Source organism: Streptomyces sp. NPDC087906 (genome assembly GCF_055584925.1).
In genome coordinates this window covers 46,548-57,209 of the sequence record NZ_JBVJLC010000021.1, presented here as the reverse complement: position 1 = coordinate 57,209, position 10,662 = coordinate 46,548, and the positions used below count along the sequence as shown (strand labels likewise).

Here is a 10,662-nt window from a genome sequence, read left to right as displayed (position 1 = left end):
CTGTTGAGTTCTCAAGGAACGGACGCTTCCTTCAAGTCCCTCTCAGGACTCTCCGGGCGCTTCCCTCCGGTACTGCGTACTTCGTGTTCCCGACTCTACCAGACTCAATTCGGCGTTTCCGCCGCTTTAATTCTGATGGCCTTTGGGTTGGCCTTTCGCCTTTCGGCTGCTCACTACGTTAACCGATTCCCCGTCCGGCTCATAATCGAGTCAAGCGAGTTCGAATTTCGGCATGCCGAAAGTCCGACCCCGTTTGGGGAGTGATCGTAGGTAGTGGATGGCCGCTCCGGGAGCTGTTGAACAGCAGGTCCCGTGTCAAGCGGCTCGGACTACATTAGGTGGGTGAACTGTGCGAGTCAAGTTCGTCGGCGCTTCGGCACATGGGCCCGATAGGGGCTCACCGAAGGGTCGCCGGTGATCCAGTACCGCCAGGGCTGGTGGGCGCCGTCGCCGCCGACTCCCGTGCGGGGGCCGCTGCTGACCTGGTCAGCGGTGGCCGGTGTACCCGTCAGTATCGCGAGCGGTTCGCCGAGGCCCGCGCAGACGTCCGTGCCGTCCAGCGAGCGGTCGATGTCGAGGGCGGTGGCCAGTCGGGCGGGGCCTTTGGCCAGTTCTCTGTCGTGGCGGGCCGAGAGTCGTCGTTTGTGGGCGAGTTCGGCTCCTACGTGGATCTCGCCGGCCCGCAGCAGCACCCCGCTCGCCTCGTCCTCGGGGCCGCACACCAGGTTGAGGCAGTGCCACATCCCATAGGTGAAGTAGACGTACGCGTGTCCGGGCGGACCGAACATCACCGCGTTGCGGGCCGTGCGGCCGCGGAAGGCGTGCGAGCCCGGGTCGATCGCGCCCGCGTACGCCTCGACCTCGGTCAGGCGTACTTCGATCGGGCCCTGGTCCGTCGTACGGACCAGGGTGCGGCCGAGGAGGTCGGGTGCGACCTCAAGTACCGGTCTGTCGAAGAACTCGCGGGGCAGGGGTGTGCGTGAGGTGCCGTCGGGGCCTTGGATCATGGCGTACGAGCGTAGCCGGGTGCGGTGCGGGGAACCGACCGTGTCCGTCACGCGTATGTAGGGGTCAGGACCTGAGAAGGAGTGAGTATGGGCTTCAAGAAGCTGCTTGCGAGCATGGGCGCCGGTGGCGCGTCCGTCGAGACCGAGCTGAGCGAGTCGAACGTCGTACCTGGCGGGGTCGTTCAGGGTGAGGTGCGGATCCAGGGCGGTTCCGTCGAGCAGGAGATCCAGGGGCTCAACGTCGGGCTGCAGGCCCGGGTCGAGGTCGAGGGCAACGACCAGGAGCTCAAGCAGAACATCGAGTTCACCAAGCAGCGGATCGGCGGTGCCTTCACCGTTCAGGCCGGGGCCGTCCATGTGGTGCCGTTCGGGCTTGAGATCCCGTGGGAGACGCCGATCACCGCGGTCGACGGGCAGCAGTTGCGCGGGATGAACATCGGGGTGACCACGGAGCTGGAGATCGCGCGGGCGCTGGACTCCGGCGACCTGGACCCGATCACCGTGCACCCGCTGCCGGCGCAGCAGGCGATCCTCGACGCGTTCATCCAGCTCGGGTTCCGGTTCAAGAGCGCGGACATGGAGCGCGGGCATGTGCGCGGTACGCGGCAGCGGCTGCCGTTCTACCAGGAGATCGAGTTCCACGCCCCGCAGCAGTACCGGGGGCTGAACCAGGTCGAGCTGACGTTCGTCGCCGACGACCGGGAGATGGACGTCGTTCTGGAGATGGACAAGAAGCCGGGGCTCTTCAGTGAGGGCAGCGACTCGTTCCGGGCGTTCCAGGTCGGGCTGGGCGATTACGCGTCCACCGACTGGTCGGCGTATCTCAACCAGTGGCTCGCCGAGGTGGGCGGCCGTCGTAACTGGTTCTGAGCCGGAGGCATAGGCTCGGGCGGTGATCAGGACAGTCGTTGCCGATCTTCGGAGGTTCAGACGTGACTGACGGGCAGAGGGCTCCGCTCCCCCATGACTTCCATCCGCAGGTGCCCTCGTTCACCGTGGTGAGCGACGACGTGTCGGCCGGGGCGGTCCTGAAGGACGCCCAGGTCTACGCGGCGGGCAACACTTCGCCGCACCTGCGGTGGGAGGGCTTCCCCGCGGAGACGAAGAGCTTCGCCGTGACGTGCTTCGACCCGGACGCGCCGACCGGCAGCGGGTTCTGGCACTGGGTGGTCTTCGACATCCCTGCGTCGGTCACCGAGCTTCCCGTCGGGGCCGGCAGTGGCGGGTTCGAGGGGCTGCCGAAGGGTGCGGTGCAGGCTCGGAACGACTACGGGACCAACGACTTCGGCGGCGCGGCTCCGCCGGCGGGCGACCCCGCGCACCGCTATGTGTTCACCGTCTACGCGGTGGACTCGGAGAAGCTCGGTCCCGACAGCACGGCGACGCCCGCGTTCGTGGGCTTCAATCTGCGGTTCCACACGCTGGCGCGTGCGCAGCTCGTCGGGGAGTACGCGGCACCGGCCGAGAGCTGACCGTTTGTGTGTTGTTTGCCCTGCCCTGGTCTTGGAGAGATCAGAGCAGGGCATTTTTTTATTGTGTTGTCCCTCTCGGCGTGCCCGGCCAGAGTTGATCCACAGCCCGCAGCCCCTGACTGGGGCCGGGCCGGCACACGGGAGGTGGGCGAGATGCGGGACACGCTGGTACTGAATGCGAGCTTCGAGCCGCTGTCGACGGTGACTCTCAACCGTGCGGTGGTGCTGGTGCTGCAGGACAAGGCCGTGGTCGAGCAGGCGCACCCCGATCTCCGTGTGCGGGCCGCCGCTGTCGAGCTTCCGGTGCCCCGGGTGATCAGGCTCTGCCGGTACGTACGGGTGCCGTTCCGAAGACAGGCGCCGTGGTCGAGACGCGGGGTGCTGATCAGGGACCAACACAGGTGCGCGTACTGCGGGCGGCGGGCGACCACGGTGGACCATGTGGTGCCGAGGTCGCGCGGGGGTGGCGACAGTTGGCTGAATACGGTCGCTTCCTGCGCCGAGGACAATCACCGTAAGGCGGACCGTACGCCGGAGCAGGCGGGGATGCCGTTGCTGCACCCGCCGTTCGTGCCTTCTCCCGCTGACGCGATGCTGTTGTCGCTGCGGGCCGGTGAGCGTTCGGAGCTGCCGTTGTGGCTGGCGGCGCAGCCCGCCGCGTAGCGGTCAGGGCGGGGCGCGGGTCCTAGCGCAGCAGCAGTTGGACGATGGCGGCCGTACCGACGACGACGATGATGGCGCGCATCGCCACCGGCGGCAGACGCCGGCCGATCTTGGCCCCGATCTGTCCGCCGATGGCGGAGCCGACGGCGATGAGGACGACCGCTGTCCAGTCGAAGTCGGCGACGAAGAGGAAGAGGATCGCCGCGACGGTGTTCACGATCGCGGCGAGGACGTTCTTGACGGCGTTGAGGCGTTGCAGGGTGTCGTCGAGCAGCATGCCCATGAGGGAGAGGTAGATGATCCCCTGGGCCGCGGTGAAGTAGCCGCCGTAGACGCTGGCGAGCAGCAGGCCGACGAAGAGCAGCGGGCCGCCGTTGGGGCGGGCGGTCTTCTGCTCGCGTGCCCGCCGTTTCTGGACGGCCTTGGTGATCCGGGGTTGCAGGACGACCAGGACGAGCGCGAGGGCGACGAGGACGGGCACGATCGTCTCGAACGCCGTTGACGGCAGGACCTGGAGCAGTACGGCGCCGGTGAGTCCGCCGACGAGTGCGGCGATGCCGAGCCGCAGGATGCGCGGGCGCTGGCCGGTGAGTTCGGCGCGGTAGCCGATGGCTCCGCTGATCGAGCCGGGGATCAGGCCGAGGGCGTTGGAGACGGTGGCGGTGACCGGGGGGAGGCCCGTCGCCAGCAGGACGGGGAAAGTGATCAGTGTGCCGGAGCCGACGATGGTGTTGATCGTTCCGGCACTGATCCCCGCGACGAAGACGGCGAGCATCTCCCAGATGGTCACGGTGAGCCTTTCGGTATGCGGTGCCGGACGCACCGCATCATGCCCGAAAGGGTCTTTTGGTCAGTCGAGCGGGGTGTCCTGCCTGCGTTCCTTGCCCGTGTTGAAGCCGGGCATGCCCGATCCGAGGTTGTCGAAGGCGCCGCTGAGTCCCTTGAGTGCGTCGCCGATCTCGCTGGGCACGATCCAGAGCTTGTTGGCGTCGCCTTCGGCGATCTTGGGGAGCATCTGGAGGTACTGGTAGGCGAGGAGCTTCTGGTCGGGGTCGCCCGCGTGGATCGACTCGAAGACGGTACGGATGGCCTGGGCCTCGCCCTCGGCGCGCAGTGCCGCCGCCTTGGCCTCACCTTCGGCGCGCAGGATCGCGGACTGCTTCTCGCCCTCGGCCGTGAGGATCTGGGACTGCCGGATGCCTTCGGCGGTGAGGATGGCGGCGCGCTTGTCGCGGTCGGCGCGCATCTGCTTCTCCATCGAGTCCTGGATGGAGGTGGGCGGTTCGATGGCCTTGAGTTCGACGCGGTTGACGCGGATGCCCCACTTGCCGGTGGCTTCGTCGAGGACTCCGCGCAGTGCGGCGTTGATCTCCTCGCGGGAGGTCAGGGTCCGCTCCAGGTCCATGCCGCCGATGATGTTGCGCAGCGTGGTGACGGTGAGCTGCTCGATCGCCTGGATGTAGCTGGCGACTTCGTAGGTCGCGGCACGGGCGTCGGTGACCTGGTAGTAGATGACCGTGTCGATGTTGACGACCAGGTTGTCCTGGGTGATCACCGGCTGGGGCGGGAAGGGGACGACCTGTTCACGCAGGTCGATCCGGTTGCGGATCGAGTCGATGAACGGGACGACGATGTTGAGGCCCGCGTTGAGTGTGCGGGTGTAGCGGCCGAACCGCTCGACGATGGCGGCGCTTGCCTGCGGGATGACCTGGATCGTCTTGATCAGGGCGATGAAGACAAGCACCACCAGGATGACCAGGACGATGATGATGGCTGACATCGCGTTCCTCGGGCCCTTCGCTGCCGGATATTCTGATGATCGAGTTTCGCAGAACGGGGGCGTGAGCGGGGGCTGTTCACCCAGGTTGGCTCACATGACCAGGGGTTTGGCTCACATGACCACCGCCGTGGCGCCGTCGATCTCGACGACGTCGACCTCCTGGCCTGGTTCGTACGACTGGTCGGCGTCGAACGAGCGCGCCGACCACACCTCGCCGGCCAGCTTGATCCGGCCACCGCCGCGGTCGACTCGCTCCAGTACGACGGCCGAGCGGCCTTTCAGCCGGTCGATTCCGGTGCGCAGTCCGGGGCGTTGGGCGGTGTGCCGGGCCGCGATGGGCCGTACGACGGCGATGAGCGCGACGGACACGACGACGAAGACGAGGACTTGGGCGACGATGCCGCCACCGAGCGCGGCGACGACGGCCGCCACGACGGCTCCGGCCGAGAACATTCCGAACTCGGGCATGGCGGTCAGGACGAGCGGGATCCCCAGCCCGACAGCGCCGATCAGCCACCACACCCACGCGTCGATTTCCACAACGTCATGGTAGGTCCGGCGATCCCGGTCGGGACAGTGGCCATATCAGGTCACTTGAGGGCGACTTGACGGGTCGACGGGTCGCAACTGCCCTTTTGTGCGCCTGTGCTGTGTCCTCGTGGCTACGTGAGGGGCAGGCCCTGGGCCGTCCAGCGCTCGCCGGTGCGCTCGACGACGAGCGGCAGGCCGAAGCAGCGGGAGAGGTTGCGGGAGGTCAGCTCGGTCTCCATGGGGCCGGCCGCGAGTACCTTGCCCTGGCGGATCATGAGGACGTGCGTGAAGCCGGGCGCGATCTCCTCGACATGGTGGGTGACCATGATCATGGACGGTGCGTACGGGTCGCGCGCGAGCCGGCCGAGCCGGCGTACGAGGTCCTCGCGACCGCCGAGGTCGAGTCCTGCGGCGGGCTCGTCGAGGAGCAGCAGCTCCGGGTCGGTCATCATCGCGCGGGCGATCAGGGTGCGCTTGCGCTCGCCCTCGGAGAGGGTGCCGAACTTGCGGTCCAGGAAGTCGGTCATGCCGAGCCGGTCGAGGAAGGCGCGGGCGCGCTGCTCGTCGACCTCGTCGTAGTTCTCGTGCCAGGTGGCCGTCATGCCGTACGCGGCGGTGAGCACGGTCTGCAGGACGGTCTGCCGCTTGGGCAGCTTCTCGGACATGGCGACGCCGGCGACACCGATCCGGGGGCGCAGGTCGAAGACGTCGACCTTGCCGAGCTGCTCGCCGAGGATGCGGGCGGTGCCGCTGGTCGGGAAGAGGTAGCTGGACGCGAGGTTGAGGAGGGTGGTCTTGCCGGCGCCGTTGGGGCCGAGGATCACCCAGCGCTCGCCTTCCTTGATGGACCAGGAGACATCGTCCACCAGAGCGCGTCCTTCGCGGACCACGGATACGTCCACCAGCTCCAGTACATCGCTCATGAGCGCGTTGTCTCCCCATGCAATCGTCTTGAGTTCCGGGTGCGCCTGTAGGCGAAGCTCCCAGGGCAAAACCTACGCCACCGGTCGGGTGGTCCGGTCCTGAGGTCCGTTCCCTCGGTCGTATCCGCGCAGTCTCGTCTGGTCGGCGATGCCTGGCGCGCACGCTCGCGGCGTTGCCGGACCGCCCGAGTAGCTCCGCTGCAAGGGCAGTCCGGCGCCTTGCGATCGCACGCACCGGCCGACGCCGACCCCGCCCTGACGGGCGGACGACGATACTGCGCGGATACTCCCTAGGCTGGTCCCATGCTTCTGGAACCACGCTCAGGACTGTTGGCCGCATGGGGGAACGCCCTGTTGGCCGGGTTGGTGTCGCCGGACGACGCGGCGGACGCCGTCGTCGGCGACGATGCGGTGCACCGGGTGGAGGGGCTGCCGGGTGAGCCGGGCCCGGTGGGACTGACGCTGGCCTTCGGCCGGCTGCGGGCGCTCGGGGTGACCGGGTACCGGGTGGCGCTGCCGGCGCCGGGGCATCCGCTGGGGCTCAGCGGGCCGCCGGACTTCAACGCGCGTGCGCTGGAGGCGGAGGAGGCGGTGGTCGCCTCGGGGGCGCCGTACGGCTTGGTGCCGGAGGTGACGGCGGTCGGCCCTGACGGGGACCGGCATGTCGAGGTCGTCTGGCACTGCCTGCCGGTACGGGAGGCGCCGCCGGCGGACGTGCCGTCGCTCGGCGAGGCGGAACGCGAACTGGCCGAGGCGCTGCGGGACGCGACGGAGGTGCTGTCCCGGCTGGACGTAGCGGCGTCGGGCCCGGTGGCCGACGCGGCGCTCGACGCGTACCGGGCACGGGCGGAGCGGGGCCGCGACGTACTGGCCCCCGGCTACCCGCCACGCGCCGCGCGGGTGCTCCAGCTCGCGGAGCGCATCGGCCTGCTGGTGTCCCTGGCGTACGAACACGGCCCGGGAGGCGCGGTGAGCGCGTCGGAGATGTCCGCGCGGGGCGCGGCGCTCCGCCCGGTGGAACGAGTGGCCCGCCGCGCCCAGGTGGCGTCGTACAACGCGTATGTCGAGGAACGGGAGCGGGACGGTTTGTATTAAAGCCCCGCTGGGGGCGGGGTGCGGTTGTACCGCAACCCCCGCCCCCAGCGGGCCGGGCCTTGGTAAAAGAGGGCTGACTCTTAACCGTTAAGGCCGCTGTTGCCGAAGGCCGGGTTCAGCAGGCCGATCACGTTGACCGTGTTGCCCACCACATTGACCGGCACGTGGATCGGGATCTGGACAAGGTTGCCGGAGGCGATGCCCGGGGAGTGCACGGCCTGGCCCTCGGCCTGGGCCGCCGGGCCCTGGTGGCCGTGCGGGCCCTCCGTCGCGGAGGCGGCGCCCGCGCCCGCTGCGACGATGCCGCCGGCGATCATGGTGAGGGCGGCGGCCTTCTTCAGGTTCTTCATATCGGAAATCCTCCTCGCAAAGGCTGCGGCCGGTACGCCGCAGCACGCCATGGAGAACGCCGCGACGTCGCCCAGGTTGCGCCGTGTGGGTGACATACACCCGACGGTATGAATCTCAGATTGGTGGTCGCCGATCCGTATCAGCCGGTTATCCCATGTCGGACGGCCCACAGCGCCGCCTGGGTCCGGTCGGCGAGATCGAGTTTCATCAGGATGTTCGAAACGTGGGTCTTGACCGTCTTCTCGGAGAGCACGAGCGCGCGGGCGATCTCCCGGTTGGAGCGGCCGTCCGCGATCAGGACCAGTACCTCGCGTTCCCGCTCGGTCAGTGTCGTGCCGCGCCCCTGGCCGCTCCCCCGGTCGTCCTGGGCCAGCAGCGCGCCCGCGACCTCGGGCTGGAGCAGTACGTGCCCCGCGTGGACGGAGCGAATGGCGTCGGCGAGGGCCTCTGGGTCGATGTCCTTGTATACGTATCCCGCGGCGCCGGCCCGCAGCGCGGGGACCACCGTGCGCTGCTCGGTGAAGCTGGTGACGATCAGCACCTTCGCCGGGTTGGTGAGTTCGCGGAGCTTGCGCAGCGCCTCGATGCCGTCCATGCCCGGCATCTTGATGTCCATCAGGACGACGTCGGGCCGCAGCGCCTCGGCGCCCGCGACGCCTTCGGCGCCGTCGCCCGCCTCGCCCACGACTTCGATGTCGCCCTGGACCTCAAGGAACGTGCGCAGGCCGCGCCGTACCACCTGGTGGTCGTCGACGAGCAGGACACGGATCGCCTTGTCACCCACCGGGCACCTCCATCTCGATCGTGGTGCCCTGGCCGGGCGCCGATTGCACGGTGAGTCTGCCGCCGGCGCCGCTCGCCCGGTCCCGCATCGAGACGAGGCCGAGATGCCGGCCGGCTCTGCGGACCGTTCGGGGTTCGAAGCCCTTGCCGTTGTCGGTGACGCTGAGCACGGCGCCAGGACCCCGGCGCATCAGGGAGACGTCGACGCGGTCGCCCGCCGAGTGCCGCAGCGCGTTGTGCAGGGCTTCCTGGGCGACCCGCAGCAGCGCTTCCTCCTGGGCGGACGGCAGGGCCCGTACTCCGCAGGTGTCGAAGGTGACGCGGGCGGCGTGGGCGCGGTCGAGGACCTTGATGTGGGCGCGCAGGGTGTTGACGAGTCCGTCCTCGTCGAGGGCGGCCGGGCGCAGCTCGATCACGGCGGCGCCCAGTTCGTCGGAGGCTTCGGCGGCGAGGGTGACGATCTGCTGGAGTTCGCCCTTGGCGCGTGCCGGGTCCCGGTCGACGAGGGTGGCGGCGGCCTGGGCGGTGAGCCGCAGCGAGAAGAGTTTCTGGCTGACGGCGTCGTGGAGTTCGTGTGCGAGGCGTGCGCGTTCCTCGCTGATGGTCAGCTCGCGGCTGCGCTCGTAGAGCCGGGCGTTGGTGAGGGCGATGGCGGCGTGCTGGGCGAGGATCGCGAGGAGTTCGGCGTCCTCCTCGGTGAAGGCGCAGCCCTTGGCGTCGCCGGGGGTGCGGTCCGGGCAGCGTTTGTTGGCGAGGAAGAGCGCGGCGAGTGTTTCGTCGCCGTCCCTGACCGGCATGCCGAGGAAGTCGGACATGTCGGGGTGGGCGGCCGGCCAGCCGCCGAAGCGGGGGTCCTCGCGTACGTCGTCGAGCCGTTCGACCTGTTCGTCCCTGAGCATCGCGGCGAGGATGCCGTGCTGGCGCGGCAGCGGTCCGATGGCCTTCCACTGCTCGTCGCTGACGCCGTCCACGACGAACTGGGCGAAGCCGCCGTGGTCGTCGGGGACGCCGAGCGCCGCGTACTCGGCGTCGAGCAGTTCGCGGGCGGACACGACGATCGTCTTGAGGACGTCGCGCACCTCCAGATGCCTGCTCATCGCGAGGAGCGCGGTGCTCACGGCGGCGAGGCCGGAGCTCGGACTGTGGGTCATGGCCTCACCGTACCGGCGCGGGTGGGCCCGGCGGATCGGCCGCGCGCCCCCTGTCGGCGGGCCTTGCGGCCTAGGTCGAAATGCCCTGCGGGGCGGGTGCGCGCGGCCGAGGCGGCGGGCGGTGCGGCGTTCCTACGTTGAGGGCATCGACGGGGGTTCGACCATGGCTCCGTCGCGACGGAGAGGGAGCGGTTGCCATGCCGGTAGCGATCATCACGGGGGCTTCGAAGGGGCTGGGCCGGGCTCTGGCCGACGGGCTCGCGGCGAGCGGCTGGGATCTGGTGCTGGACGCCAGGACCCCGGCGGCGCTCGCGGAGGCGGCGCGGGCGGCCGGGCGGCACGGGACGCGGGTGGTGGCGGTCGCCGGGGATGTCACGGACGGCGGGCACCGGGCGGAGCTGGTGGCGGAGGCCGCCGGGCTGGGCGGTCTCGATCTGCTGGTGAGCAACGCGAGCGCGCTGGGTGCGGAGCCGCTGGTGCGGCTGGAGCGGCTGGGTCTCGCGGGGCTGCGGGCCGCGCTGGAGACGAATGTGGTGGCGGCGCTGGGGCTGGTGCAGGAGGCGCTGCCGCTGCTGCGGTCGAGCGCCGCGGGCACGGTGATCGCGGTCAGTTCGGACGCGGCTGCGGAGGCGTACGAGACGTGGGGCGGTTACGGGGCGTCGAAGGCGGCGCTCGACCATCTCGCGGCCGTGCTCGCCGTGGAGGAGCCGGGGCTGCGGGTGTGGGCGGTCGATCCGGGTGACATGCGGACCGGGCTGTACGCGGCGGCCGTGCCGGACGACACGGATCCGCGCCCGGAGCCGGCGTCGGTGGTGCCGGGTTTCCTGCGGCTGCTGGAGCGCCGTCCGGCGAGCGGCCGGTACACGGCTCCTTCGCTGAAGGGGTGGACGGTGTGAGGCGGGCACC

The 10,662-nt window shown here is 69.6% G+C and carries 13 protein-coding genes; 5 read left to right on the top strand and 8 right to left on the bottom strand.

Going from position 1 to position 10,662, the window contains the following annotated elements; all coding sequences use genetic code 11:
• Window positions 1–356: 356 nt before the first annotated feature.
• A complete protein-coding gene (locus ACZ63I_RS34850) occupies window positions 357–1,007 on the bottom strand; it encodes a DNA-3-methyladenine glycosylase (protein ID WP_469343540.1) in 651 nt (216 codons plus the stop codon).
• Between the two features lie 87 nt (window positions 1,008–1,094).
• On the opposite strand from ACZ63I_RS34850, the gene ACZ63I_RS34845 reads away from it, so the two are divergent.
• The 3 genes from ACZ63I_RS34845 to ACZ63I_RS34835 all read left to right on the top strand — a co-directional run bounded on the left by ACZ63I_RS34845 (window position 1,095) and on the right by ACZ63I_RS34835 (window position 3,142).
• Window positions 1,095–1,877: a sporulation protein gene (locus tag ACZ63I_RS34845; protein ID WP_469343539.1), complete on the top strand. Its 783-nt coding sequence runs from the start codon at window positions 1,095–1,097 to the stop codon at window positions 1,875–1,877.
• Between the two features lie 62 nt (window positions 1,878–1,939).
• Entirely contained in the window at window positions 1,940–2,479 is a 540-nt protein-coding gene (locus ACZ63I_RS34840) for a YbhB/YbcL family Raf kinase inhibitor-like protein (RefSeq protein ID WP_469343537.1), read from the top strand.
• A 153-nt stretch (window positions 2,480–2,632) separates the two neighbouring features.
• Window positions 2,633–3,142 carry an HNH endonuclease gene (locus tag ACZ63I_RS34835; protein ID WP_041996737.1) on the top strand — a complete coding sequence of 170 codons (510 nt, stop codon included), beginning with the start codon at window positions 2,633–2,635 and terminating at the stop codon, window positions 3,140–3,142.
• A gap of 22 nt (window positions 3,143–3,164) precedes the next feature.
• Here ACZ63I_RS34835 and ACZ63I_RS34830 read toward each other — a convergent pair whose 3' ends face one another.
• The 4 genes from ACZ63I_RS34830 to ACZ63I_RS34815 all read right to left on the bottom strand — a co-directional run bounded on the left by ACZ63I_RS34830 (window position 3,165) and on the right by ACZ63I_RS34815 (window position 6,376).
• Window positions 3,165–3,932 carry a sulfite exporter TauE/SafE family protein gene (locus ACZ63I_RS34830; RefSeq protein WP_469343535.1) on the bottom strand — a complete coding sequence of 256 codons (768 nt, stop codon included), beginning with the start codon at window positions 3,930–3,932 and terminating at the stop codon, window positions 3,165–3,167.
• A 60-nt stretch (window positions 3,933–3,992) separates the two neighbouring features.
• Window positions 3,993–4,922, bottom strand: coding sequence for an SPFH domain-containing protein (locus ACZ63I_RS34825; RefSeq protein ID WP_041991117.1), 930 nt, complete (start codon window positions 4,920–4,922; stop codon window positions 3,993–3,995).
• A 111-nt stretch (window positions 4,923–5,033) separates the two neighbouring features.
• Window positions 5,034–5,462 (bottom strand): NfeD family protein, encoded by a 429-nt coding sequence (locus ACZ63I_RS34820; protein WP_469343532.1) that lies wholly within the window; start codon window positions 5,460–5,462, stop codon window positions 5,034–5,036.
• A gap of 122 nt (window positions 5,463–5,584) precedes the next feature.
• The gene (locus ACZ63I_RS34815) at window positions 5,585–6,376 is read right to left on the bottom strand and encodes an ABC transporter ATP-binding protein (RefSeq protein WP_469343530.1); all 792 of its coding nucleotides are present in this window, start codon (window positions 6,374–6,376) and stop codon (window positions 5,585–5,587) included.
• Window positions 6,377–6,679: 303 nt separating this feature from the next.
• Between ACZ63I_RS34815 and ACZ63I_RS34810 the strand changes: the two genes are divergently transcribed.
• A complete protein-coding gene (locus ACZ63I_RS34810; RefSeq protein WP_469343529.1) occupies window positions 6,680–7,471 on the top strand; it encodes a hypothetical protein in 792 nt (263 codons plus the stop codon).
• An 80-nt stretch (window positions 7,472–7,551) separates the two neighbouring features.
• Here ACZ63I_RS34810 and ACZ63I_RS34805 read toward each other — a convergent pair whose 3' ends face one another.
• From ACZ63I_RS34805 to ACZ63I_RS34795, 3 genes are all read right to left on the bottom strand, one after another.
• Window positions 7,552–7,821, bottom strand: coding sequence for a chaplin (locus ACZ63I_RS34805; protein WP_469343527.1), 270 nt, complete (start codon window positions 7,819–7,821; stop codon window positions 7,552–7,554).
• A 140-nt stretch (window positions 7,822–7,961) separates the two neighbouring features.
• The gene (locus ACZ63I_RS34800) at window positions 7,962–8,606 is read right to left on the bottom strand and encodes a response regulator (protein WP_469343525.1); all 645 of its coding nucleotides are present in this window, start codon (window positions 8,604–8,606) and stop codon (window positions 7,962–7,964) included.
• A complete protein-coding gene (locus ACZ63I_RS34795) occupies window positions 8,599–9,756 on the bottom strand; it encodes a GAF domain-containing sensor histidine kinase (protein ID WP_469343524.1) in 1,158 nt (385 codons plus the stop codon). The genes ACZ63I_RS34800 and ACZ63I_RS34795 overlap by 8 nt, the downstream gene beginning before the upstream one ends.
• A gap of 197 nt (window positions 9,757–9,953) precedes the next feature.
• Between ACZ63I_RS34795 and ACZ63I_RS34790 the strand changes: the two genes are divergently transcribed.
• Window positions 9,954–10,652: an SDR family NAD(P)-dependent oxidoreductase gene (locus tag ACZ63I_RS34790; RefSeq protein WP_469343522.1), complete on the top strand. Its 699-nt coding sequence runs from the start codon at window positions 9,954–9,956 to the stop codon at window positions 10,650–10,652.
• The last annotated feature ends 10 nt before the right edge of the window (window positions 10,653–10,662 follow it).

Excerpts from the sequence above, each read along its gene's own strand:
- ACZ63I_RS34825 (WP_041991117.1), bottom strand. The coding sequence starts at position 4,922 with ATGTCAGCCATCATCATCGTCCTGGTCATCCTGGTGGTGCTTGTCTTC.
- ACZ63I_RS34845 (WP_469343539.1), top strand. The coding sequence starts at position 1,095 with ATGGGCTTCAAGAAGCTGCTTGCGAGCATGGGCGCCGGTGGCGCGTCC.
- ACZ63I_RS34815 (WP_469343530.1), bottom strand. The coding sequence starts at position 6,376 with ATGAGCGATGTACTGGAGCTGGTGGACGTATCCGTGGTCCGCGAAGGA.
- ACZ63I_RS34810 (WP_469343529.1), top strand. The coding sequence starts at position 6,680 with ATGCTTCTGGAACCACGCTCAGGACTGTTGGCCGCATGGGGGAACGCC.
- ACZ63I_RS34795 (WP_469343524.1), bottom strand. The coding sequence starts at position 9,756 with ATGACCCACAGTCCGAGCTCCGGCCTCGCCGCCGTGAGCACCGCGCTC.
- ACZ63I_RS34790 (WP_469343522.1), top strand. The coding sequence starts at position 9,954 with ATGCCGGTAGCGATCATCACGGGGGCTTCGAAGGGGCTGGGCCGGGCT.
- ACZ63I_RS34835 (WP_041996737.1), top strand. The coding sequence starts at position 2,633 with ATGCGGGACACGCTGGTACTGAATGCGAGCTTCGAGCCGCTGTCGACG.
- ACZ63I_RS34850 (WP_469343540.1), bottom strand. The coding sequence starts at position 1,007 with ATGATCCAAGGCCCCGACGGCACCTCACGCACACCCCTGCCCCGCGAG.
- ACZ63I_RS34805 (WP_469343527.1), bottom strand. The coding sequence starts at position 7,821 with ATGAAGAACCTGAAGAAGGCCGCCGCCCTCACCATGATCGCCGGCGGC.